Source organism: Pseudarthrobacter sp. DSP2-3-2b1, from assembly GCF_049895945.1.
GTDB lineage: Bacteria > Actinomycetota > Actinomycetes > Actinomycetales > Micrococcaceae > Arthrobacter.
In genome coordinates this window covers 401,270-423,965 of record NZ_JAFCTI010000001.1, presented here as the reverse complement: position 1 = coordinate 423,965, position 22,696 = coordinate 401,270, and the positions used below count along the sequence as shown (strand labels likewise).

Below are 22,696 nucleotides of genomic sequence, written 5' to 3'. Positions count from 1 at the left end.
CCCCACCTCCTGCGCAAGCTGAAAGCTAGAGCTGCGCGGGGTTGAGCGGCTGGGGAACGATCGGCTGGTCGTTGGCGGTCAGGTCGATGCCCAGGTCCTTGGCGAGGACAAGTCGCGTGTCCTTGTAGATGCCCGGGTGGTTCTCGTCCAGGTCAAAAACACGTGCACCGCGGAGGCGGTTTCGCTCAGCGCCGGACAGGCCGTAGGCGCCGAACCCGGTTCCGGGTGCATAGCCGAGTTGCACGCCGTAGTAGTTGCCCACGTAGGTGTTCACGTGGTCGTGGCCCACGAAGTAGCCCTTGACGTCTCCGCGCTCCAAGAAGGCGCTGAAGAGTCCGGAGTTGATGGGACCCGGGCACTCATCCTCGTTCCTTTCGCCCACAATGCTGTGCCTTGTCAGTGCACGGGCGTGGTCGGCGTCGGTGCGTGAGTCCAGGCTGGCGAACCACATGTTGCGGTGCTCGTGAAGGGCAATGTGGCCCCACATGAGGGACGGGATCTTCTTGCCGTACTTTTGCTCCGTGGCGATGGACATGTTCCGGTACCAGGTGACCTGGTCCATGCGTACCCAGTCCCAGTCCGGGTAGCCTTGGAAGTCTTGACCGTCGATGGTGTCCGGAGCGTAGCGTCCGGTATCGATGAGCCAGAGGCCGAAAGCGGGCGCTTTGGTCTTGGCGGACTGCACCAGCAGTAGAGAGTTCGAAGTGCCGGTCAGACCGTCGGTGGAATCGCCGTTGACGTTGAACTCGTAGGTCTGCAGGAACTGCAGCATCCTGGCCTCGGACATGCCGGTCCGGGACACTGAATCCTCGTCGTGGTTGCCGAACGTAATGGCCCACGGAATTTTCCTGCTTTCCATGGGCTGGACCACGTGGTTCAGTGCCTGCTTGACGTCCAGTTCGGTATTGCAGTCACCGTTGATGACGTCCCCATTGATCACCACGAAGTCGGGCTGTTCCGCTTCCAGGGTTTTGTCCATGAGTTCGATGGTGCGGCGGTCGGTCTGTTCGTCGTCTTGGGTGTCGTTGAACTGGACTACCTTGAACCGGCCATCCGGGCGAAAGGCAAGGGTGGGCTTGGGTGCTTTTGTGCCCGGTGCTGCGTTACTCGCAACTCCGGAGGCGACGGTCAGTCCCAGCGCTCCTAGCGTTCCGGCGGCGGCCAGGGCCGCTCGCCTGCTCAGTTTGGCCTGGTGGATTCCGGTGTTCATTACTGCCTCTCGTCACTGTGGCGGCCCTGGTTCAGGCCGCCGCTCAGGTGAGCGTAGAAGGGGGAAGCATCCCTCCCTGAAACTTCCGGTGAACGTCGCGTGCAGCACACCTTGCGCCCGCACCGTGGGCGCCTATGATGGCCGCATGTCCTCATACGAAGTTACGCGCAGCGCCCTCATTCCCGCCCCTGCGGAATCGGTCTTTCCGCTGGTCAACAGCTTTCACGAGTGGACCAAATGGTCACCGTGGGAGGCCGTGGACCCCACCATGGACCGCTCCTACTCGGGCAACGATGCCGGCGTCGGCGCGAAGTACAAATGGAGCGGCAACCGCAAAGCAGGCAGCGGCAACATGGAAATCATCGAGTCGGATGCACCCCGGAGCATCAAGGTCAGGCTGGAATTCACCAAACCCTTTAAAGCCGTCAACCCCACCACGTTCACGTTCACACCGGCCGACGGCGGCACCCGGGTCACGTGGCGGATGACCGGTGAGAACAAGGGGCTGGCAAAGGTCTTTGCCCTGTTCATGAACATGGACAAGTTGGTCGGTTCAGACTTCGAGCGCGGGCTGGCGTCCCTCGCGGCAGCGGCGAAGGCCAACAAAGCCTGACGCCTGTGGTCGGTCGGCGGGCCTCACAGACCTCCCGGTGGGCCTTTCTCTGGGACTTTGAAGGGCCATAATCCCCATAGTTATCGCCGTGACCCGCGCCTATGGTGGATCCATGGCTGATACATTTTCGTTCCTGGTGGACGCTATGAAGAATGTCGGCGTGTCCAAGGCCTACGGCCAACCCCTCCAGATCGGCGGGGAGGAAGTCATCCCCGTTGCCCTCGTTTCCTACGGTTTCGGGGGCGGCAATGATGCCGAGGGCGGTTCGTCCGGCGGCGGCGGTGGCGGCATGGTGCTGCCGCTGGGTGTCTACCGGAACGTCGGCGGGCAGGCGGTATTCCGTCCCAACACCATCGTCGCGCTGGTGTGCCTGGTGCCGGTCCTTTCGGTGATCGGCTCCGCGGTCCGCCGGTCCATCCGCGCCGCACGGTCCTAGGCAGGAACTGACCCCGCTGTCAGAGCCGACGGCGGGCTGCAGAGAAGGAGCACGGCATGGGACTCATCCACATTGACCTGTTCACCACGCTCGACGGGGTCGCGCAGGCACCCGGCGGACCCAACGAGGATACTGAAGGCGGTTTTTCGTTCGGCGGCTGGCAGGCGCCCCTCATCGACGAAGTGGTCGGCGGGCAGATTGACGCCGGAATGGAGGGGATGGACGCCCTGCTGCTTGGCCGCAAGACCTACGACATCTTCGCCGGGTACTGGCCGCACGCCGGAGGGGATATTGCAGAGCTGTTCAACCGGCTTCCGAAATACGTGGCTTCACGCACGAATCCAACCCTTGAGTGGGCCGGATCCACGCTGCTCGGTCCGGATGTCGCCGCTGCTGTCCGCGAACTGCGCGACCGGCATGAGAACACCCACGTCATCGGCAGTCTCAACTTCGTGCAGACCCTGCTCGCCGAGCGGCTCTTTGACCGGCTCACGCTGTGGGTGTACCCGATCCTCCTCGGCAACGGGAAGAAGGTCTTCGACGGCGGTGTGGTTCCGACCAACCTGCGGCTCATCGAACCCGTCATTGCTTCGCCGAATGGTGCGGTGCTGCAGCGCTATACGCTCGCCGACGGCACGCCCGGCGTCGGCGACATGTCCGCTATCGACCAGGAGGGTTAGGGCTCCAACACCAGGCGGACCGTGTGCCGGGATCGACGCCGTCTTACCTTGAGGTGCGGCGCGTGCGGGCCTGCCGCACCAGGCGGATGAACGCGTAGATGAAGATGGCCTCGATGACGGCCATGAGGGCCAGCAGCAGCCAGTCGCCCTGCGCGATGAACACCACAGTGCCGGTGAGGACAAGTGTGGTGCCCAGGACCAGCGCGTAGACGGCGAACCCGATGGCCACCTTGGCGCTGCGCACGCCGGTCCGGAAGCCGAATCCCACCGGCTCGCCTCCGGGGTAGCCCTCAACACGGTCCGGGGCGGCGGGCTTGAGCCGATCGAACTCCTCCCAGGGGTCCCGGTCCTGATCCTGATAGGTCATGGTTCCATTATCCCGCGGGTGGCTAGAGGACTGGACCTGCGGCCGCGCGGTACGGTGGCCACATGCAAAAGATATCGATCCAAGCCCTGGCCCGCCAGCAGATCACAGCCGCAGTGGCAGCCCCCAGCGGCCGCGCCGCAGATACCGCCTTCGGCGGGCACGAGAAGAGGCTCCGCCAGACCGTGATGGCTTTCCGGGCCGGCACGCAGCTCAGCGAACATCAGAATCCGGGCGAAGCCACGGTCTTTGTGCTGCAGGGCTCCGTTTGGCTGAAGGCGGGCAGCGAGTCCTGGCAGGGCAAGGCGGGGGACCTGCTGATCGTGCCGAACGGGCTGCACAGCCTCGAGGCGGAAGAGGACTCGGCCGTCCTCTTCACGGTGGTCAAGACCGACCGGTAGCGGCTCAGCCTGCCGGGTGCCGCCGTCGGGAATTACAGCGGCGGGAATTGCGACGGCGGTACACGCCCGGGGAGCGCAGCGCCAGGTCGCAGGTGCGCCTACTCCCGCCGGACCGGCAGGAATAAAATCGCTGAATGGGCACCGTTGACGATTCCTTGGCCGAACTGCCTGAACCCAACCGCGGCTGCCTGCAACGGGTGATCGAGATCGCCCGGACCGTGGTCCCTGAAGCTGAGGAGGGCATGAGTTACGGAATGCCTGCCCTCCGGTTTGAGGGCAAACCGCTCCTCGGCGTCACGGCGGCCGCGAAGCACCTCTCGGTGTTTCCCTTTTCCCCGGCGGTGATCGACGCCGTCGCGGACCGGTTGGAGGGGTACTCGCTCTCCAAGGGGACCATCCGCTTCACCGCCGAGCATCCCCTGCCGGAGGACGTGGTGACGGAAATTGTCAGGCTGCGGCGGGCCGAGATCCTTAAGTAGGGCTCCGCAACCCCTCCTGGCAAGCGCCAGCAATCCCCTATTTCGGTCTGCCCCGGAACGTTCCATAATGGCCACATAACCTTCGGGGACCCTCGCGCCAATGATGGCTGGCGGGGCGTTGCAGAGTCCCAGGCGGCCGCCCCGGCACTTGGCGCAACGGGCGGCCACGCGGACCCGCGACCGGGCAGTTCCGGGACCAGCACCAGGGGGAGAGCATCGCCATCATCGCCACACATTGATGCACAGAAGGAACTCACCATGCTCAAGGATTCAGCACTTATAGCTGTCCTTCCCGCGAAGGACATCAACAGGGCAAAGGATTTCTACCGGGACAAGCTGGGAATGGAACCTTCCGAAACCGTACAGGACAGCCTCGTCTACCGTGGCGGCGACGGAACGCGCTTCCTGATCTACCAGACGGAAAATGCGGGGACGGCCAAGAACACCCAGATGGGCTGGGAAACGGACAACCTTGAACGCGAGATGGAGGAGCTGCGGGCCAAGGGCGTCGTCTTCGAGGAGTACGACATGCCCGGGCTGAAGACGGAAAACGGCGTTGTCGATAATGAATGGGGAAAGGGCGCCTGGTTCCTGGACAGCGAAGGGAACATCCTCAGCCTTTCGCAGCGTACCTAGGCACCAGCCATAAGCCCTGATGAGGCCCAGAGCCCGCGCTGGCTCTGGGCCCCATCAGGAAACAGGGCAACATATGGGCGCCCTTGAATACTCGGAGTGGATCAAGGCTTCGCCGGAGGATGTCTGGCGGGTCTATGCCGACCCGTCCCGCTTGCCCGAGTGGCAGACCGGCTCGCCCGTTATCGTTCGTATCGAGGGCGCCGGAGATCAACCCGGCTCCATCTATACCTCCACCCGGGGCCCCGGTACCGCCCGCACCACGGTGCTCTCGGCGGACCCGCCGCACCGGTTGGTCACCCGGAGCGTGGCCTACTTCGGGCTGACGTTCGACGTCGACAGCCGGCTACTGCCCGAACGGAACGGCACGCTGCTTCGCCTTCGGGTCGAGACGCACTGGCCCCGCGGGCTTGGCCTGGTGGGCCGGCTCGTGGAGCGCGCCATCCTCAGCGGATCGGAAGCCCGGAAGGAACTCGCGAACCTCAAGGCCATTGTGGAGCGGGAGGCCGGGAAGCCCCCGGCCCGCCGGCAGCACTGAGAAGGTTTGGCGCAGGGGGCGCAATCGGCGCGCCCCGGGGCTAGCATGGGCCTCACCGACAATGTGCAGTGTTGCACGCGGCGGCCACGCGCAGTGAGGGGATGCCATGGAATCGAACGAACTGCTGCTGGACGCCTTCGGCCGGATCCGCGAGGCGGTCGAAGCCGTCTTGGAAGGGCTCGACGACGAAGCCCTGACCCGCCGGCCGGGCGGCACCGGGAATTCCATCGCCTGGCTGATCTGGCACCTCGGCCGCGTAGAGGACGCACAGGTGGCTTCCGCCGCCGGCCTGAAACAGGTCTGGACCGCCCAAGGATTTGTGGACCGGTTCGGCCTTCCACGTTCCAAACGGGACACCGGCTACGGCCATACGACTGATCAGGTGGACGCGGTCCGGGCACAACCGGACCTATTGCTCGAGTACTACGGCGCCGTCCACCGGCAGACGGCCGGATTCCTTGAAACCCTTGGCGCCGAGGACCTGGACCGCGTGGTCGACGAGAGCTGGGATCCTCCGGTGACCCTGGGCGTGCGGCTGGTCAGCACCGTGGCTGACTGCCTCCAGCACGTGGGCCAGGCGGCGTACGCCAAGGGCCTGAAGCCCGAACGAAACGGCATGCCCATAACGGGAAAAGCTGAGGCTGTCCTGCACGACGGCACCACTATTCTGCTCACCATCCGCGGAGGAGGACCGGCCATCCTGCTGCCGGTCAGCCTGGCGCCGCACACGGCGGCGGAAGCGGAGACGCTGCGGCAGTGGGGAGGAGACCCGGACCTGGGGCCCAACCTCATCAACGGACTGGCCAAGACGAACCTGGTGATCGCGGCCGACTACGAGGCCCACAGGATGGCGCACCCGGCACCGGCGACGCTGACCCCGGAGAACATCGCGGCGGACCTGCTGGCCATCGCGGACGCCGCAGGCGCCGAAACCTTCGCCTATTACGGCTATTCCTGGCTGGCCTTGAGCGGCCTGCAGCTCGCACTGCGCACAGACCGGCTCCGGGCGCTCGCCATGGGCGGCTTCCCGCCGCTGGACGGCCCGTACCAGAGCATGCTGACGGTCACCCGGGCAGCCCATGTGATGTCGGGGAAGGCGGCCGGCGCGCGGGCCGCGACGGTCCCGGAGCCCGAGCCGGGGGACTGGGACTCCGTGTCCGTGCAGACCACGGAGGAGCAGACGCAACAGTTTGTCACCCTGTACGAAGCGCTTCAGGACTTTGACGATATTGCCGCCGTCCTCCCTGCAGACCTGCCGCGGCTCGCGTTCGCCGGCGCCGAGGACAGCATCGACTACAAGCCGTTGTGGGGTGGCGTCCTCGTGAGAATCGGGGAGCCCTTGGCCCGGCACCAGGGGACACTGACCAAAGCGGGGTGGGACGTCAGAGTCCTGCCGGGCCTGGACCACCTGGGAGCCATGCACAGCTCTGTTGTCATGCCCATCCTCACCGACTGGCTGCAGAAATCTGGCTGGGTGAAGTAAGCCGGACCTTGTTGCTCTGTGCTGACGTCCCCGGTGCAAGGCATACAGCGTGCGACCATCAGAGTGCCGGCGGAGTCTGCCCGAGCCGGAACGGCGATCAGGGGGACGTTGTGCATAGGGAATCCAGGCCGGACAAAAGGTCACTGCCCCGCTGGGCAAGTGCCGCCGTCGTAATCTATCTGTCGGTGACAGCTGCCGCTGTTGCCGTGGCCCTTCTGAACAGCGCGCTCAGTCTGGGGCTGGACCATCTGTGGCTGCTGCGGGCGCTGATGCTGCTGACGTTGCCCGTTTCGGCGGCGTACTCGGTGGTGGGCATCCTGCTGGATCTGCCGCGTCCGCCGTGGCCGCGGGAGTTCAGTTTCGGCGGGTTAAGCCCGACGGCGCTGCTCTTCTACCTGGGCTATCTCGCCCTGGCGGTGGTCAACGCAGCGGTGTTCCGGTGGATTGTCCTCAGCAGGAAGGGCAAACCCCGGCGAGAGGCTGCCACGAGCACTCCCAAGGCAGTGCAGCCCCGGGGTGTCAACGGGAACGTAAAGCAACTGTGGTGGGCAGTCCCGTTGGCTGTGGGGCTAACTCTGCCGCAATGGCTCGTTGCCGGCTTTATGTGGTGCGGGGTCAGCGGATGCAGCGGCGGGGGATTCGGGGTGTCCACCGGGGGCGAATGGGTGGCGGTCATCCTGAGCGTGGTCAACGGCCTCATATTCGCGGGTGCAGTTTTTGCCGTGCGCTGGCTGTATCCCGCCCGGAGACGCGCCCTGATTGCCGTGGCGGCCGGGACACTGTTCGGGCTGGTTGGTGCGGCAGTGACCCACGGCTAGATGCCACGGGCAGCCAGCATGGAGCGACGGCTGGCGGGCGAGTCCGCGCTGCCCGCCAGCCGCGCACGGTAATTCAGTGGCTGGACAGTTGCTGGGTCATGGATTCCGGCAGCATTCCAACCTGTGCCATGAACTCCAGCTGGTCGAAATAGAAGCGGTGATAGACGCAGGCTCCGTCTTCGACCCGGCCCACGTCACAGCTTTGGACCCTGATCTTCTTGCCGGTGGGCGCCAGGCTTTGTCCGCTTGCCAGCTTGAGCTCCCCGGTGTTTGTCCCGGTGACGATGCCCTCATCGATCGCCGTATTCCCGGACTCATACTGCCGCACTGACTCGTAGTGAACGTCCGGCATGGCATCCCACTGCTGGAAAAGATAGCTGGTGATCTTGTCACGCCCGGTAATCTCACCCCGGTCAGGGGTGACGAGGACGGCTTCGTCGGCGTAGCACCGCGCCATCATGTCTTTATCTTTTGCATTCATGGCCGCGGTTATCCGGTCCATAACCTCGCGTGCCTGTCCCATTTTCGACCTCCTTGTAATTGAAGGCGGCTGGCGGGCAGGTTGCCCGCCAGCCGCCAACAGCATCCTTCTAGTGGCTGGACAGTTGCCTGCTCAGCGATTCAGGGAGCAGTCCCAGCTGTCCCATGTATTCGAGCTGGTCGAAGTAGAAGTGGTGGGACTTGATCTGTCCCCCTTCCACCTCGGCGATATCGCAGCTCCTGACCCTGATCTTCTTGCCGGTGGGCTGCACGGTTTCGCCGGAGGGCAACCTGATGGGTCCGGTGTTCGTGGCGACGACGTAGCCCTCATCGATTGCCACATCCCCGGCCTCGTGCTTGGCTGTGTACTCATACTTGATGTCCGGGAATGCATCCCAGAACTGGTACAGATAGTTGGTGATCTTGTCCCGCCCGGTGATCTTGCCTTCATCCGGGGTGAAGATGACGGCCTCATCGGCGAAGCTCCGCGCCAACATGTCCCTGTCCTGTGTATCCATGGCCGCGGTAAACCGGTCCATGACCTCGCGTGCCTGTCCCATTTTCGACCTCCATTTGGTTAAGGGCGGCCGCACGGAAGCGTGGGCCGCTTCCTGGTTTTGGCTCTCCTGAGGGAGCCAATTTAAGTACATGCCCGCCGCCCGGGAGTGTCAACGAACGGGACTACCCTCCCTTAAAACGGCAGGGCAATCAGCGCCAGCAGGGCCGGCACAACGTCGCCGAGGGAGCCTGGCATGAGGGCTGCCGGCCTGAGTGGCTTGCCCGGGCCGGGTGAAGGCGGCCCGGATGAAGATGCTGGTTAGGCTGGGCTGATGGACTTTCACATCCGGCAGGCCACCCCGGAGGACGCCGAGGCGCTGGTGCTCATGCACACCCTTGCCCACGAGGAGGCGTACGGAGAGCGGTTGTCGGCGGAGTTTTTCCGCGCCCGGCGTGCCGCGATTCCCGAACGGGTGGAGCGCCGCCGGCCGTCCCTGGCAAGCGCTGATCCGCGGATCATCGCCTTCGATGCAGACGGTGAACTGGTGGGGTTTGCCGACGCCGGGCCGGGACGGGATGATGACGGCCCTGAAGCGTTGGAGCTGTATTCGTTGTACACGCTCAGGCGGACGCACGGCAGCGGTCTGGGCACGGCTTTGCTGGGTGCCGCCATCGGTGAAGGCCCGGCCTACCTTTGGGTGCTGGAGGACAACCCGCGTGCGCTCTCCTTCTACCGCAAGCACGGTTTCCGCCCCGACGGGAAGCGCGGCCTGCTGCCGCCCGAATGGGAAGAACTCCCCGAAGTCCGGATGGTCCGGCCCTCGGGGGACGGCTAGGATCGAAGGCGTTGCCGCAGGTCAGCGGCGGTTTGGGGGAAATGATGAATACTTTGCTACTGCGCCGCGCATTCCGCGCCACCACGGCACTGCTGGCGGCGGCCGGGCTCCTGCTGGGACCCGCCGTCGTCGCGCTTCCGGCGCTGGCCAACGACGCAACGGCGCATGACGCAGCCGAGGTGGGTATCGGCCTCCAGCCCCTGGGCGTGGTGTCCGCGCCGGACGGGACGCTGTACGTCAGCGATTACCACTGGGCTGGCGGCGTCGCCGTCTTCGAGCCGGGAAAAACCCGGGCATCCCGCACCATCACAGTGGGGCGCTTTCCCTCATCCCTGGCGATGACGAAGGACGGGACGCTTTACGTGCTGCAGACGACGGACTCGGGCCAGGCCCAGATCGGCGTGGTTTCCGCCGGTAAAGCCACAACGGACTTTGCCATCGCCGTCACCCCGGGCAACCACTGGCTCACGGCAGGACCGGACGGATCGCTGTTCGTGGCCAACCCTGCTGAAGGGAGCGTCTCGGTGGTCCCGCCCGGCCGGACGTGGACCGAGCGCACCATCCAGGCAGGGCCGTATCCGGTGGAGGTGACGGTGGCCAATGATGGCACGCTTTATGCGGCCAATGAGTATGAAGGCACAGTGACCGTGGTCCCCGCGGGTTCGCCCAGCCCGTCGCACACCATCAGCGTGGGCGCGAAGGCACACCCGCACGGCATCGCGGCGGCCCCGGACGGAACCGTGTATGTCACAAACATCCTGACCAACGACGTCGCGGTCATCGAAAAAGACGGAACTGAAGTGGCCCGGCGGATCCCCGTGGGCGGCGCGCCGCAGGAGGTGGTGGCCGCCCCCGACGGCACCGTCTACGTGTCCAACAGTTCGAACAATACAGTCTCGGTCATCCCGCCCGGCGCAGACGCCGTCGCGGAAACAATCCCCACCGGCGAGGACCCGGGCCGGATGGCGGTCCGGGCCGACGGATCAGTGGTGGTGGTCAACCGGGGCGGCAGGTCCCTGACGGTGATTGGTACCGCACCGGAGGGGCCCGGCCCTGTGCCGTCTCCTGCCGTGGTGCCCGACGCCGGCGGGCCGGGGGCGGAGGCCCAGGGGTCCGACGGCGGCTCCTCCGGCGCTCCCATGACACCGGGTCTTCCGGTAATTGCCGCCGCGGCAGCAGTGGTGCTCCTTGGCGGCGCCGGTGCCCTGATCGCGGTGGCGCGGCGCCGGCGGAAGGTCCAGCCGGACGTTCCGGCGTGGACGCTCAGTCAGGGTCAGTGACCGTCTTCAGCTTCTCGAAGGATTCCGTCCAGCCGTCCCGGTGCAGGGCCAGCCGCTCCTCCGTCAGGAAAGGCCCCTGCGAGAGCACCAGGCGGGTGCCGGGCCCGGCGCTCCCGAGCGAAAGGTCCACCACTGTCTCGCCGTCGTCCGGGGTGGGTTCCTCCCAGTTGAAGGTGTAGACCAGGCGCCAGGGCGGATCGATCTCCAGGTACTCCCCCGAGAGGTGGAAGGGCTCGCCGTCCGGCGGCGTCATGCGGAACCGGTAGCGTCCGCCCACCACCAGGTTCACGTCGGCGGCGGGGATGATGAAACCGTGCGGCCCCCACCACTTCACCAATTCCGAGGCTTCGGTCAGCATTTTGAAAGTGCGTTCCGGGGGAGCGGTGAGGGTGCACTCCAGATTCAGGACCAGTCCGCCGGTTTGCTCAGTCATTGTCCAACTCTTGCACCCGGCGGACGCGCACGGAAGGCCGGCCGACTGGTTAACTGTCAGGTGAACTGAGAGAAGGAGCCATCCATGCCCGATCTGGCCGCGTCACGGAGACTGCGGGTAAGCCTGCCCGATCAGAAACTGCTGGCGGCGCTTGAGCCGTCTGCCGGCGTCGAACTTCTGCTGTGGGACCTGACCGGTCCTGCCCCGGCGGAGCGGCTGGACCTGGTGGTGCCGCCGTACATGGGCGGCACAGGGCCGCTCACGGCGCTGGATTCCGTGGACGTGGGGCTGGTGCAGAGCCAGTCGATCGGGTACGACGGCGTGGCCGCCGTTCTGCCGCCGGGGTGCCGTTTCGCGAATGCCGCCGGCGTCCATGAGACGTCGACGGCGGAACTTGCGGTGGGCATGATCATCGCCAGCCAGCGGGGCATCCCGGACTTTGTGCGGAATGCGGCGACGGGCACCTGGGACAACTCGCAGCGTGCCAGCCTGGCGGACAGACGCGTGCTGCTGGTGGGCTACGGCGGCGTGGGGAAGGCGATTGAGGCGCGGCTGCTGCCGTTCGAAACTGAGGTGACCCGGCTGGCCAGCCGCGGCCGCGACGATGAGCGGGGCAGGATCCATGGGATTGATGCACTGTACGAGCAGCTGCCGCTGCACGACATCGTGGTGGTCAGTGTTCCCCTGAGCGAACAGACCCGCCACCTGGTGGACGCCCAGTTCCTGGCGGCGATGGCCGACGGCGCGCTGCTGGTGAACGTGGCCCGCGGGCCCGTGGCGGACACCGAAGCCCTGCTGCACGAGACCTCCTCCGGCCGGCTGCGGGCGGCCTTGGACGTGACGGATCCGGAACCGCTGCCGCAGGACCATCCGCTCTGGAACGTGCCGGGTGTGCTGATCACGCCGCACGTGGGCGGGGCAAGCTCAGCCATGCTGCCGCGGATGGCGCGGCTGATCCGGAAGCAGATCGGGCTGCTGCAGGCCGGACAGGAACCGGTCAACGTGGTGCTGGGCGGGGCCGCCGGCGTTTAGGAATCCCCCCGATATCAACGGCGGGACTTGGCATCGATTGCCGCCTCGCTGTGGGCCGGGTCTTGAGTTGGCCGGTGGGGGATGGACGAGGCGAGGGCGAGGACAACTAAGAACGTCGCAGCCAGGAGTGCCACCCACGCGCCGCGCGGTTCCGTCAGGGCGAGCCGAGCGCCAGCGATTCCGGGCCCGGCCAGGACGACCCCCGCAGCCAGGGCTGCACTGGCGAGGCCGCAGAGCAGCCTCGCCCAAAGCGGGCCGCGGCGGGACAGCCCGAAGCCCCCGCCGATCGCAATCAGGGCGACGGCGATCGCCCCGCCGCCGAGGCCTTCCGTCAGGAGGGCGGTGACAGCGCCCGGCATGAGCATCGGCGCGATGGCGAAAACAAGGGGTGCAAGTGCGAGCCAGCGCCAGTGCTGCCGGCCGCCGTCGTGCCGGAGGGCCTCCGCCCACGCCAGCAATCCGCCAACGACAGCGCCTGGCACGAGGACAGCCCCGAACGTCCCCCACCAGCCGAATGTGGATGCCGGGCCGGCCAGTTCCACCATGTAGGCGCGGAAGCCGGCGGCCCATGCGAGTCCGCCGACGGCACCGATCGCGATGAGCGCCGTAGGGTGCGCGGCGAGGGGTTGCGTTTTCATGGGGTTCCCCTGACCTAAGGCGCCGGGTTAGGCCAAGAGGGGTGACGGCTTCGGCTAGGCTGCCCGGAGCCGGCTTGTACCCGCTCGGGTGCTGCGGAGGGCCTCACCAGTGCCCAGCCCAAGGCAGCGAAGAGAAGCATCCAGCCGGCGATGGCGAACCTGGCGCCAGTGAAGGATAGCGCCAGCGCCGGAAGCATGGGCACGAAGACCCAGAGGCCCAGTGCAAGCGGAATCAAGCGCCGCCAGCCCTTCCACACCCGGGCACGCAGCACCGCCATGCCCGCCACGATCAGGGCGGCACCGAGCACCACGCTGATAATGCCGTACGCGACGCCCAGAAGACCGGCGAGAGCCGACTCCTGGGAGTCTGCGGCGGCGGCTATGGCCGCGAGTTCCGCTGCCGCGAAAGCAGCCATGCACGCTACGGCGACGATTTGGGCGATGCGTCCAGGAGTCCCCAGGCCCAGCGCTCCGGTCCAGCGGAGGGCCATAAGGCCCAACAGGAGGCCCAGATGCTGCACCGCGAACCACACCTGGATAACGGTGAAGGCACCGACATCCAGGGGATAACTCCATTGGCTTTCGGGTACCACGGGCTCAATGAAGGCCAAAAAGACACCGGACGCCGCACCCAGAACCGCTGTCCAGAAGCAAAGCAGGCCAGCGGTCCGGATGGTGGATAAGCGGTGTTCGTTCTGCAAAGTCATGACAGTTCCTTCTCGGAAAATTTTGCTAGAGTAACGCTCTAGTGTGACAATCTAAATATGGCCCCGCAGACACCACCCGTCAATAACGTTCGCAGGCAAAAAGCCGACGCCACCAGGCGCAGGATCGTCCAAGCCGCGCACCAGGAATTCATTGAGCGGGGATTCCACGGCGCCACCATGGCCGGGATCGCGAGCCATGCCAAGGTGGCTTCCCAGACCGTGTACTTCGTTTTCCACACCAAGCCCGAGCTGATCAGCGCCGTGATCGACGCCGCGGTCCTTGGGGACGAGGATCCCCGCCCGCCGCAGGCCCGGGAATGGTGGGCGGAAATGGTGGCGGAGCCCAATGCGGCGGAAGCCCTGCGGATCTTCATCCGGGGCGCCGGTGATGTTTTTGCGCGCGCCGCAGCCGTTTCCGAGGTGCTCCGCGCCGCTGCCCTGACGGACAGCGAAGTGCGACGAACGTACGAATACCATGAGAATCTTCGCCGCGCCGGGTTCGGCGAGGTTCTGCACATGCTGGCGGACAAGGGAACTCTGCGGGCTGGGCAGTCCTTGGACGAACTTACCGACGTGTTCCTAACCGTTTACGGCGACGGTACGTACCACAAGCTTTCGGCCGAGCACGGGTGGAGCCACGAGCAGATCATGGCCTGGCTGGAAAATGTTCTTCCCGGGATGCTCCTGGCGCACCCGGCCTGACACCCTCTGGCACTTCCTGCAGGATTTTGGGGAACGCCCTGGCAGTTCGATCGTCCGCCGGGTCCGCAACTGCAAGAGCGTCGTACAAAAACCGACGGGATGTGACAGAGCGTTCCTCAGAAGCCCACTCGAAGCTTCCCCGGGATATATTCAGGAGCACTGAGTTTGCGCCGGAGCGTTGCTTAGTGGAGCACCCGGTACCGGATATGGGTGACCAGGCTGGTGCTGCGAACTTCCGTCGGCTCAAGGTTGAGGCTCCCGACGCCGTCGAGCAGCCGCTCGCCACCTCCCAGGATCATGGGCGCGATGTGGAGCCGCAGCTCGTCGATCAGACCCGCTGATAGGAACTGCCGGGCGGTCTGGGCTCCGCCGGCAATGGCCACGTCCTTGCTGCCGGCGGCCTCCCTGGCCTGGGCCAGCGCGGTGTCGATCCCGCCGGTGACGAAGTTGAACGTGGTGCCGCCCTCCATCTTCAGGGGCCCGCGTTCATGGTGGGTGAGTACAAAGACCGGTGCATGATAAGGCGGCTCCTCTCCCCACCAGCCCCGCCAGTCCTCAGCCCACGGCCCGGGACCGGGCCCGGCGAACATGTTCCGGCCCATGATGAAGGCTCCAGCTGCGAGGATGCCTTCCCTTTCGGCTGCATGGGCTTCAGGTTCTTCGAACTGCCACCGGTGGAGGCTCTCGCCCCCCTCGCCCAACGGTTCGGCCATGCTTTGGTTCGGGCCGGCGAGGTAGCCGTCGAGGGAGATGGTCAGATCGCACGTGACTCGGCTCATGCGCACATCATGCCACCCGGTTATGGCCCTGAGTAGGGCCGGATTGCTCGAGCGTGACGGTGCCGGCGTCGCCATCCACGCGGATCTGCTGGCCGCTGGCGAGACGCTGGGTGGCCACCCCGGTACCGAGCACCGCAGGGATGCCGTACTCCCGGGCCACGATGGAGCTGTGGCTCAACGGGCCGCCCACATCGGTGACCACGGCCGAGGCCATCGCAAACAGCGGGGTCCAGGCCGGCGTCGTGTTCCTTGCCACCAGGGCCTCGCCGGGCTCCATCAGGGCGAAATCCTGGGGCCCCCTCAGCACGCGGGCCGGAGCCGTGACCCGTCCTGAGCTGGCACCCGTGCCCTTGATGACGTCGCCGAGCTGGTGCTGCGAGCCCGCGGGCATCATGGACCTCAGCGAGGTTTCCATCCAGCGGCTCTCGGGCAGCATCTGCGGGGCAGCGGCCTTCAGTTGGCCCCGCCAGAGCATTTTCCGTTCCTCGACGGCGGCGGCGCGGACGGGCCGGTCCGCTCCGGTGATGGCCACGGCCGCCGTCGGGTCCGCCGCTGCCAGGCCGAACTCGACGGCACTGCGCAGCTCCTGGTACCGCAGCCAGAACACGTCGGCGGCCTCGGCGATGATGCCTGAGTCCACCAGCCGCCGTCCGAGTTCGAGCAGCATCCGCCGCAGCCGCGGCCAGGCCAGGCCAACGTCGGCCAGTGCATCCTCGCGGATCGGCGCGGTGGTCTGTGCCCACCGGAGCAGCCGGAGGAACGCGGCACGGCGGCGGGGCCCGAGGCGGCTGCTGACCAGCTCGGTCTGGTTTTCCCTGCGCTCGGCGGAGCGACGCTGCCGTTCATGCGGATCAGTTCCCTGCCCCCTCAGATAGAACTTCACCGTTCCCAGCAGCGCTGACGGATCGTCCGCCGGCACCGGGTTGGCGAAGTCCAGGTTGTAGACCGTATGGCCGAACCGGTCCAGGTGGGCCTGAAGGCGGACATGCCACTGCCCCCACACCGACTCCTCAAACCCCGCAGGCGGGGTTCCGGTGCGCTGGGACTCCGCCAGCGCCGTCGTCGGTTGATTCAGGAGCGCCGCGTCCAGTCCGGGCACGCCGCGGGCCCAGACGGCGAGGTCGTACAGCGATTTCTCCGCCCGGATGGGTTCGCTGTCGTAGCCGAGGATGAAGGTCTCCGCCGGGGGATCACCATCGCGCCGGACCAGCTTGTCGTAGAAGGCCCGGAAGGAGAGTTCGCTGCTGGCGGCGAGCGGAATGATGGATTGCACGGCGGTGTAGTACACGGTGCCGGCGTCCAGCAGCGTCTGGGCACCCTCCAACAGCTCCTCGCCGGAGAGTTCGGTGACGGGTTTCGCCTGCCAGTTCTTGATGACCCGTTCGTAGTTGGGATGCGAGTAGTCGCGCCAGCCGGCCACCCCCATGTGCGCCTGGCCGCGGGCCAGCGCGCGGACCGCCGTCAGCGTTTTGCCCAGCATCCGGACCATTCCCGCAGTCCGGTAGTAGTAATAGGCGTAGCCGTTGATGGTGGGCATCTTGATGTCGCCCTCGCGGATGATGTTCCTGCCCAGGGCGTCGGCCAGCAAAGCCCTCAGCGAGCGGGACACCGAGCCGTCGATGAGGTCGGCGAAAAGCGGCGAGAGCGGGTCCGGGAGCTGTTCCACGATGCTGGCCCGGAAATACAGACCCTTGGGATACGGCACGGGCCAGGTGTCCGGGGTGTCGGCCGCCGGTTCGGGGAGCGCGGTGATGGGCCGGGACTGCAGCAGGAAGAACCTGCCGCCGGCACGGGCCCACTCGATGTCCTGCGGCGCACCGAAATGGTCCGCGATCCGGGTTCCGAAGCCGGCCAGCTCCGCTGCCGCTTTGTCATCAAGAACAGGCGCACGACGGCGGTCCGCCGGCACCGGTTCCTCCCTGGTGCCGTGCTCGGAATAGACAGTCATGGTTGCCTTGTCGGCAGTCAGCCGCGACAGCACAGCGCCCGTCCCGGCCGCGACAACGAGGTCATCAGTGGTGACCGTTCCGCCCACCACTGACTCGCCGAGGCCCCAGGCGGCACTGATGGCTGTCTGGTCGCGGCGCCCGTTGGCCGGGTTGGCGGTGAACATCACCCCGGCGGCCTCGGCGTCGATCATCTGCTGGACCACCACCGCGAGTCGCACCGAGTCCGGTGCGATCCCTTCCCGGGCGCGGTACGCCATGGCCCGGGCCGTCCACAGGGAAGCCCAGCAATCGATGACGGCGGCGGACAGCGCCTCGGACCCGCGGACGTTCAGGTAGGACTCCTGCTGCCCGGCGAAGCTGGCCGCCGCGAGGTCCTCGGCCGTGGCAGAGGAGCGCACCGCAACGGCCGTGTTCCCGCCGCCGAGACTCCGGTAGGCGGTTCCGAGTTGCGCTGCGATGTCGGCAGGCATGGTGCCGCTGATGAACAGGGTCTGGATCCGTTCCGAGGCGTCCGCATAAGCTTGCGGCGGCGCCTCTTTCGGGAGCGTGGCCAGTTCCTGGATGCCGTCCCCGAGGTGGTTGGATTCCACGAAATGCGTGTAGGCGGCGGTGTTCAGCACGAACCCCGGCGGTACCGGCAGCCCGGCCTGGATGAGTCCGCCCAGTCCCACGGCCTTGCCGCCGGCCACGGCGATGCTGCCAGGTCCCACTTCGCCCAGGTTGTTGACGTAGGTCATGATTCCGCGTCCTCACTGCCCCGCCTTTGGAGCGTTTGAGCGAACCTGATCCTCCACATACTGGCACTGCGGCCTGCGAGAGGCCATAGACTCGGAACCATGTCAGCTCTTTGGGGGATGCAGACTGGGCGCGGAACAGTCCCGGTGGTGATGGCTGGGCTGGTCATTGCGCTCTCAGGGTGCGAGTACAGCGGCCTCGAAGAGCGGCCGGCCCCGGCATCTTCCGTGGCATCAAAACCGAAGCTCCGGTCCTTCGAGCAAAACGCCGCTGATGTGGTGCGTATGCTGGGGGCCCCGTCCTCGGACCCCGGCATGCCATCCGAGGGGGAACCGGCCGGGAAGCTTTCCCTGGTTCTGGCACCCGGTGACTATGTTGTTTCAGGCGCCTGTGCCGGCGTATACGGGGCCAAACTCACCATCGTAAAGGGTGACGGCGAGCCTGAGGCGTCCAGCTTTGAATGCGACGCTGTGCTGGACCGCTTCGTCAGGCACGCCGGCGGGCCCATCACCATCAGCGCGGTCCCGCCCAGGGGCAGGCCGTCAGCAACGGGCGTGAAAGTGCGGGCCAACACGGACAGCAGGGCTTCGGAGCTGGAAGACATGGCGGAGTGGTCACAGCAGCAGCTGCAGCCGTATCTGCCCGGCGAATTACGCGGTTCCGGCAGCTCGAACACAACCACAAGCGGCACACTCCTGGCCGAACCTGGGCAGTACGAACTGCACTTCGTCTGCGCAGGGCCGCCCACGGCTGAGCTGTCGGTGGCCGCCTCGGCAGGTGCTGAACTCCTGGCTCCCGTGCGGATCCCTTGCAACGGCCAGGTGTTCACGGCGCCAATCGTGCTGCCCACTGAAGGAGTAGACCTGACGATGAGCCCAGGCGATGGCTTGGACAGCCGCTTCGCGTACAGGCTCGTCCCGCCATCCGTGTCTTAGGATTCGCGCGCCTGCCGCACGCATTATTGTCGATCCATGGGCAAGGAACAGGACAGCGAGCTGGAGGGGCAGACCTCCATCAACGAGCTGCTCGATAAGCCCATCGGCGACACCCATATCCAGCTGGTGCTGCCCATCCTCGTCCAGCACCGGCCGGGGGAATTCCGCCGCGTCTCCTGAGGGCCGTGCCCTAGGGAGTGAGATCGTCTGCGGTGGACGCGAGTTTCCGCAGTTCCAGCACGTGAGCCTTGAAGGCAGCCTGACCGGCCCTCGTTAGCGACAGCCAGGTCCGGGTCCTGCCGTTGACGGCGCCCTTGCGGACTCCAACGAAGCCTGCCTGATCCAGGACTTTGAGATGTTTGCTCAGGACCGAGTCGCTCAAGCCAAGGGCGTCGCGAAGCACTCCAAACTCGGCTTCTCCCACTTCAGCCAGGATTGAGCAGACCCGCAACCGGGTGGGGACGTGGATGACCTCGCTAAAGCCGTCCGCCATCAGAGACCGTTCCGCACCGCCCGCTCGAGGCGGGCATCCATGGCGTGTCCTGCCACGAGCGTCAGAACCAGGGCCACCACGGCAGCCCCAACCACGAGCCACACGGAGCCGTAAAGGGAATAAAAGGCCAGTGCTGCGGCGGTGATCAGCGCGAAGGAAACCAGATAAACCAGCCCCAGGCCCCGGCTTCCACGGTGCGTATACACATCCATGACCACCCGGCGTCCCCTTGATTGAATCAGGGGAAGAAGGCAGAAAATGATGCATGCGCCGACCAGTACTGCCTGCCCCCAGCCGTTCTCCTTGGAAAAGACCAGCCCGATGATGAACAGTGCCATCCCTATGCCTTGCGCGGGGTAAAGCCAGTGTGGCGACCTGACGTACGGCGCTAGGGCCTTCTTTGAATCGGAGATGGAATCAAGTGCTCGTTGGGCTTCCTGCGCGGACGGCCGAGGACCGTGATTACTTTCCATACCCCAAACCTAGACTTTCCGTTGCGGAAAGACAAGTCTTTCCGCAACGGAAAGTGCCATTAGAAAGAGACCGGCTGGTTGAACCGGTGGTGCTCCACCTGATCGAACCGTTGTCCCTCGGGCTTGGCGTCCATCACGGTGAAGACAATGAGGACGATGGCGCCGAAGAACGGAATCAGAACCAGGAGCCCCAGCCAGCCGCTGAGGTTGATGTCATGCAACCGGCGGGCGGTCAAGGCCCAGGCGGGAACCAGCGTGGCGAGCAGCCAGGAGCTCGCAAGGCTCAGCGCAATCATCAGCCCTACCTCGGACTGGTTGATGCCGGCAAGAACGGCCGCTGCGTAAAACAGGATGATGAAGATGCCGTTGACGAGAACCCACCACCAGTATTCGCTGCGGCTGGCCCGCCCCGAAAACGTTCCGTACTTCTTGAAGAAACGGATGACGGCGTCCGGCAAAGATGCTCCGTACAGTGGCGCCGAGAGCGGCACCTCGCCGGCCGGCTGGGCATACTGCTGTTGCGGTGTGAAAGTCATGATTGTCCCCCGGGTAGATGAGTGAAGCTTTGGTGGTGGGTGCGCGTCCGCGCGGCATAACCCGCTTCCCTCTAAAGGACGGGCTGCGACGGGCACCGGGTCCATCGTAGACGGGTTTATCCATCAAACGGAATAATTCTTAATGAGTGCCGCGGGTGGTGCCGGCCCAGCTCCGGGTGAGCAGCCCTACCGTGCGTGGGATCGAACAGATGATGGCCAGTGCGAGCACCGGCACCAGCGAGATGCCCACGTCGGGAAACTGGCGGATGATCACTGTCAGGTGGGTGTCGAACCGGGAGGGGGCGTAGATGAAGCACAGCCACAGGGCGAACGCGTCAAGGGCGAGGGCCGCTGCGCCAAACGCCAGGGGAGTCCACCGACGCCCGGTCGCCACGGGTCCGCGAAGTAGGAACCGCACCGCCACCCATAGGCTCAGCAGTTCCGCGAGCAGCAGAGCCAACGCAACAGCCCAGCTGTACTGCTGCAGCCAGTCCTCGTGCACCACAGCGGGCGCGGGGGACTGCCCGTGGAGGATCCGCAGCAGGTTGGTGTCGATAGCCTTTAGCCGCGACGGGGCAGCCGTGTCGTTGCCGTTGATCACCAGCGCAACGCCCAAGCCCGTGGACGGAACGAGAGCCAGGTAGGTGTGGCTGTTGCCCCATTCGCCCTGGTGCTCCAGCAGCAGCGGGAGTGCTCCGGGATCAGTCTGCGTCCCCGGATCAACGGACTCCACCAGCCGCCGGCTAAACCACCCCATCGCGTACCGCTGGTCGTTATCCACCCGCATCCTGGGTTCGAACATCGCCGCCACGCTCTCGGGCCGGAGGATGCGTGCGTCCCCGTACCGGCCGCCGTCGAGCAGTGCCATCAGCACATGGCCCAGATCCTCGGCCGAGGCGTACATGGTGCTGGACGGCATGCCAGTGGTGGGAGCCGGGAGATCTGTCTGCCGCCAGAACGAGCGGAACCAGCGGGAGTAGCCCGCGGCCGCGCCGTCCGCCCGCGCGTCACCCCGGGTCGGATGGCTGTGCTCCATCCGCAGCGGCCCAAAAACGTGCTCTTCCAGGTACTCCCCGAACGGCTGGCCGGAGACTGTCTGCACCATGAGACCCAGAACGTTGAAGTTGGCGCTTGCGTAGCGGAAACGCTCGCCCGGTGCTCCGGCCAGCGGGGAATCCGCCAAGTCACGGACCCCTGCTTCGAGGGCCTCCGGGTCCTGCGTGTCCGACGCTTCGAAAGCTGTGTCACGGGACGACATGCCGCTGGTCTGGTGGAGCAGGTGCCGCACCGTGATGGCCCACGAGCGGCGATCGTCCATTGTGAACCACGGCAGGTAGGTCTGGACCGGCTCATCCAGCCGCAGCCTGCCGGCCTCGACCTGCTGCATCACGGCGATCGCAGTAAGGGACTTGCTGGTGGAGGCAAGCAGCACCGGTGTTTGGACGGTCATCGGCCGCCCGGAGTCATCGGCATGACCGAACGCCGCGGTGTGAACCTGGACGCCGTCACGGACGACGGCGACAGCGGCGCCCGGAATCCCCAGCACCTCCAGCTGCTCGCGAAGGAAGGCGTCCACGGCCTGGTAGGGCTGTTCAGGTGCCACGGTTTCTGTGGCCGGCGGAACGCCAGGGGCCGGTGACGGTGGGGTGGTGCCGCCGAGGATGCAGGCGGCCACAAGGCACATCAGGAGGCATCGCGATGACCAGGAAATAGCTCGCATGCCCGCACCTGCACTTCAGCCGAGAGTCCTTTCAAGGTAGGGCCTCGGCAGGTGGAACACAATGAGGTCAGGCCCGCTCCGTGCTGACCACCGCCGGCCGCTTCCACAACACCACCGCGAGGACCGCCACCCAGAGCAGGAAAGCCCAGATGCTGATCCTTTCGCCGATGCCCAGCACGAGGTTCGGTCCCGGAGCGGCCATGAACGCCACCATGCCCATGACCGCAGACACAGCAAGCGAGACGAACGAGTAGACGCGCATCCGGCCGTGGAACCCCACTGCCACGAAGCACATCGCCGCGACCATGAGGGCAAGCTGCACGTTGGTGGCAACGATGTGCATGGGGACCGACGCCTCGTCACCCAGCGTCAGTGGATACAGGCCTCCCATGATGTTCCACAACCCGTACCCGATGAGCAGGCCGCCGCCGATCCGCAGGGCACGGTTGCTGCGCGCTGAAATCCAGACACCGACGCCGAACGCCGTGAACAGCAGCGTGTAGAGCCACGTGAATGGGACCAGGACGTCCCGGCCGGGGGGGCCGACGGCGAACAGCTCGCTCACCATCTGCTCGGTGCGGCGGTAACCCTCCCACCGGGCTGCGGCCAGGCCGTCCGTGGCAACCACGTAGGACAGCGATGACAGCGCCCCTGCGGCGAGCAGCCCCCTGCGGAGCGCGTCACCACGTTGGCTTCCGGGCCGGGCAGTCCGCCTGAGCTGCGGAACCCGATGCTTATCGATTGACATTTCCGGATGTCCTCAGTGTCCGCGGCCTGACGGGAGCTGGCGTCGGGACCCGCGGGCGTCCGCCCCG

28 protein-coding genes and 1 pseudogene are annotated in these 22,696 nt (G+C 66.0%); 15 read left to right on the top strand and 14 right to left on the bottom strand.

Translation table 11 applies throughout. From position 1 onward, the window contains the following. Positions 1-25: 25 nt before the first annotated feature. Positions 26-1,210, bottom strand: a complete 1,185-nt coding sequence (locus ACP7AX_RS01805) for a metallophosphoesterase family protein (protein ID WP_426225178.1) — start codon at positions 1,208-1,210, stop codon at positions 26-28. A gap of 145 nt (positions 1,211-1,355) precedes the next feature. Here ACP7AX_RS01805 and ACP7AX_RS01800 point away from each other — a divergent pair, with 145 nt between their 5' ends. From ACP7AX_RS01800 to ACP7AX_RS01790, 3 genes are all read left to right on the top strand, one after another. After that, positions 1,356-1,823, top strand: coding sequence for an SRPBCC family protein (locus ACP7AX_RS01800; RefSeq protein ID WP_426225177.1), 468 nt, complete (start codon positions 1,356-1,358; stop codon positions 1,821-1,823). Positions 1,824-1,935: 112 nt separating this feature from the next. Next, positions 1,936-2,259 carry a hypothetical protein gene (locus tag ACP7AX_RS01795; protein ID WP_426225176.1) on the top strand — a complete coding sequence of 108 codons (324 nt, stop codon included), beginning with the start codon at positions 1,936-1,938 and terminating at the stop codon, positions 2,257-2,259. 56 nt (positions 2,260-2,315) lie between these two features. Next, positions 2,316-2,939, top strand: coding sequence for a dihydrofolate reductase family protein (locus ACP7AX_RS01790; RefSeq protein WP_426225175.1), 624 nt, complete (start codon positions 2,316-2,318; stop codon positions 2,937-2,939). A gap of 43 nt (positions 2,940-2,982) precedes the next feature. Here ACP7AX_RS01790 and ACP7AX_RS01785 read toward each other — a convergent pair whose 3' ends face one another. Then, positions 2,983-3,306, bottom strand: a complete 324-nt coding sequence (locus ACP7AX_RS01785) for a hypothetical protein (protein WP_426225174.1) — start codon at positions 3,304-3,306, stop codon at positions 2,983-2,985. 62 nt (positions 3,307-3,368) lie between these two features. On the opposite strand from ACP7AX_RS01785, the gene ACP7AX_RS01780 reads away from it, so the two are divergent. The 6 genes and pseudogenes from ACP7AX_RS01780 to ACP7AX_RS01755 all read left to right on the top strand — a co-directional run bounded on the left by ACP7AX_RS01780 (position 3,369) and on the right by ACP7AX_RS01755 (position 7,655). Next, entirely contained in the window at positions 3,369-3,704 is a 336-nt protein-coding gene (locus tag ACP7AX_RS01780; RefSeq protein ID WP_426225173.1) for a cupin domain-containing protein, read from the top strand. 134 nt (positions 3,705-3,838) lie between these two features. Then, positions 3,839-4,183, top strand: a complete 345-nt coding sequence (locus tag ACP7AX_RS01775; protein WP_131682300.1) for a DUF1801 domain-containing protein — start codon at positions 3,839-3,841, stop codon at positions 4,181-4,183. Positions 4,184-4,441: 258 nt separating this feature from the next. Further along, positions 4,442-4,819 (top strand): VOC family protein, encoded by a 378-nt coding sequence (locus tag ACP7AX_RS01770; protein WP_426225172.1) that lies wholly within the window; start codon positions 4,442-4,444, stop codon positions 4,817-4,819. 73 nt (positions 4,820-4,892) lie between these two features. Next, complete coding sequence (locus ACP7AX_RS01765) at positions 4,893-5,354, top strand: SRPBCC family protein (protein WP_426225171.1); 462 nt, start codon at positions 4,893-4,895, stop codon at positions 5,352-5,354. 106 nt (positions 5,355-5,460) lie between these two features. Beyond that, positions 5,461-5,955: pseudogene (locus ACP7AX_RS01760) on the top strand (mycothiol transferase); the annotation flags it as partial. Positions 5,956-7,022: 1,067 nt separating this feature from the next. Further along, positions 7,023-7,655: a hypothetical protein gene (locus tag ACP7AX_RS01755; protein ID WP_426225170.1), complete on the top strand. Its 633-nt coding sequence runs from the start codon at positions 7,023-7,025 to the stop codon at positions 7,653-7,655. Positions 7,656-7,728: 73 nt separating this feature from the next. Here the strand turns inward: ACP7AX_RS01755 and ACP7AX_RS01750 are convergent, their stop codons facing one another. Then, a complete protein-coding gene (locus ACP7AX_RS01750; RefSeq protein WP_131682296.1) occupies positions 7,729-8,178 on the bottom strand; it encodes a nuclear transport factor 2 family protein in 450 nt (149 codons plus the stop codon). A 67-nt stretch (positions 8,179-8,245) separates the two neighbouring features. Beyond that, entirely contained in the window at positions 8,246-8,695 is a 450-nt protein-coding gene (locus tag ACP7AX_RS01745) for a nuclear transport factor 2 family protein (protein ID WP_131682295.1), read from the bottom strand. A gap of 270 nt (positions 8,696-8,965) precedes the next feature. Here ACP7AX_RS01745 and ACP7AX_RS01740 point away from each other — a divergent pair, with 270 nt between their 5' ends. Beyond that, on the top strand, positions 8,966-9,469 hold the full coding sequence (locus ACP7AX_RS01740; protein ID WP_426225169.1) for a GNAT family N-acetyltransferase: 504 nt from the start codon (positions 8,966-8,968) through the stop codon (positions 9,467-9,469). 44 nt (positions 9,470-9,513) lie between these two features. Further along, entirely contained in the window at positions 9,514-10,749 is a 1,236-nt protein-coding gene (locus ACP7AX_RS01735; RefSeq protein WP_426225168.1) for a YncE family protein, read from the top strand. Here ACP7AX_RS01735 and ACP7AX_RS01730 read toward each other — a convergent pair. Further along, a complete protein-coding gene (locus tag ACP7AX_RS01730) occupies positions 10,733-11,182 on the bottom strand; it encodes an SRPBCC family protein (protein WP_426225167.1) in 450 nt (149 codons plus the stop codon). The two genes, ACP7AX_RS01735 and ACP7AX_RS01730, sit on opposite strands and share 17 nt — an antisense overlap. Positions 11,183-11,266: 84 nt before the next feature. Here ACP7AX_RS01730 and ACP7AX_RS01725 point away from each other — a divergent pair, with 84 nt between their 5' ends. Further along, positions 11,267-12,214: a 2-hydroxyacid dehydrogenase gene (locus tag ACP7AX_RS01725; RefSeq protein ID WP_426225166.1), complete on the top strand. Its 948-nt coding sequence runs from the start codon at positions 11,267-11,269 to the stop codon at positions 12,212-12,214. Positions 12,215-12,228: 14 nt separating this feature from the next. Here the strand turns inward: ACP7AX_RS01725 and ACP7AX_RS01720 are convergent, their stop codons facing one another. Together ACP7AX_RS01720 and ACP7AX_RS01715 are read right to left on the bottom strand one after the other, a co-directional pair. Further along, on the bottom strand, positions 12,229-12,852 hold the full coding sequence (locus ACP7AX_RS01720) for a hypothetical protein (RefSeq protein WP_426225165.1): 624 nt from the start codon (positions 12,850-12,852) through the stop codon (positions 12,229-12,231). Between the two features lie 14 nt (positions 12,853-12,866). After that, the gene (locus ACP7AX_RS01715; protein WP_426225164.1) at positions 12,867-13,559 is read right to left on the bottom strand and encodes a hypothetical protein; all 693 of its coding nucleotides are present in this window, start codon (positions 13,557-13,559) and stop codon (positions 12,867-12,869) included. Positions 13,560-13,616: 57 nt separating this feature from the next. On the opposite strand from ACP7AX_RS01715, the gene ACP7AX_RS01710 reads away from it, so the two are divergent. Next, on the top strand, positions 13,617-14,261 hold the full coding sequence (locus tag ACP7AX_RS01710; protein WP_426225163.1) for a TetR/AcrR family transcriptional regulator: 645 nt from the start codon (positions 13,617-13,619) through the stop codon (positions 14,259-14,261). A gap of 182 nt (positions 14,262-14,443) precedes the next feature. Here the strand turns inward: ACP7AX_RS01710 and ACP7AX_RS01705 are convergent, their stop codons facing one another. Together ACP7AX_RS01705 and ACP7AX_RS01700 are read right to left on the bottom strand one after the other, a co-directional pair. Further along, a complete protein-coding gene (locus ACP7AX_RS01705) occupies positions 14,444-15,040 on the bottom strand; it encodes a dihydrofolate reductase family protein (RefSeq protein ID WP_426225162.1) in 597 nt (198 codons plus the stop codon). 7 nt (positions 15,041-15,047) lie between these two features. Then, entirely contained in the window at positions 15,048-17,726 is a 2,679-nt protein-coding gene (locus ACP7AX_RS01700; protein ID WP_426225161.1) for a PEP/pyruvate-binding domain-containing protein, read from the bottom strand. A 99-nt stretch (positions 17,727-17,825) separates the two neighbouring features. On the opposite strand from ACP7AX_RS01700, the gene ACP7AX_RS01695 reads away from it, so the two are divergent. Both ACP7AX_RS01695 and ACP7AX_RS01690 read left to right on the top strand, forming a co-directional pair. Then, positions 17,826-18,659: a hypothetical protein gene (locus ACP7AX_RS01695; RefSeq protein ID WP_131682285.1), complete on the top strand. Its 834-nt coding sequence runs from the start codon at positions 17,826-17,828 to the stop codon at positions 18,657-18,659. A 36-nt stretch (positions 18,660-18,695) separates the two neighbouring features. Further along, the gene (locus tag ACP7AX_RS01690) at positions 18,696-18,839 is read left to right on the top strand and encodes a hypothetical protein (RefSeq protein ID WP_426225160.1); all 144 of its coding nucleotides are present in this window, start codon (positions 18,696-18,698) and stop codon (positions 18,837-18,839) included. A gap of 10 nt (positions 18,840-18,849) precedes the next feature. On the opposite strand, the gene ACP7AX_RS01685 is transcribed toward ACP7AX_RS01690, so the two are convergent. The 5 genes from ACP7AX_RS01685 to ACP7AX_RS01665 form a co-directional block, all read right to left on the bottom strand. After that, positions 18,850-19,152, bottom strand: coding sequence for a transcriptional regulator (locus ACP7AX_RS01685; RefSeq protein WP_131682284.1), 303 nt, complete (start codon positions 19,150-19,152; stop codon positions 18,850-18,852). Next, positions 19,152-19,490, bottom strand: a complete 339-nt coding sequence (locus ACP7AX_RS01680) for a hypothetical protein (protein WP_426225159.1) — start codon at positions 19,488-19,490, stop codon at positions 19,152-19,154. The genes ACP7AX_RS01685 and ACP7AX_RS01680 overlap by 1 nt, the downstream gene beginning before the upstream one ends. A gap of 194 nt (positions 19,491-19,684) precedes the next feature. Then, positions 19,685-20,161, bottom strand: coding sequence for a DUF805 domain-containing protein (locus tag ACP7AX_RS01675; RefSeq protein WP_426225158.1), 477 nt, complete (start codon positions 20,159-20,161; stop codon positions 19,685-19,687). 139 nt (positions 20,162-20,300) lie between these two features. Then, a complete protein-coding gene (locus tag ACP7AX_RS01670; protein ID WP_426225157.1) occupies positions 20,301-21,881 on the bottom strand; it encodes a serine hydrolase domain-containing protein in 1,581 nt (526 codons plus the stop codon). Positions 21,882-21,948: 67 nt separating this feature from the next. Next, positions 21,949-22,629: a DUF998 domain-containing protein gene (locus tag ACP7AX_RS01665; RefSeq protein WP_426225156.1), complete on the bottom strand. Its 681-nt coding sequence runs from the start codon at positions 22,627-22,629 to the stop codon at positions 21,949-21,951. Between the last annotated feature and the right edge of the window lie 67 nt (positions 22,630-22,696).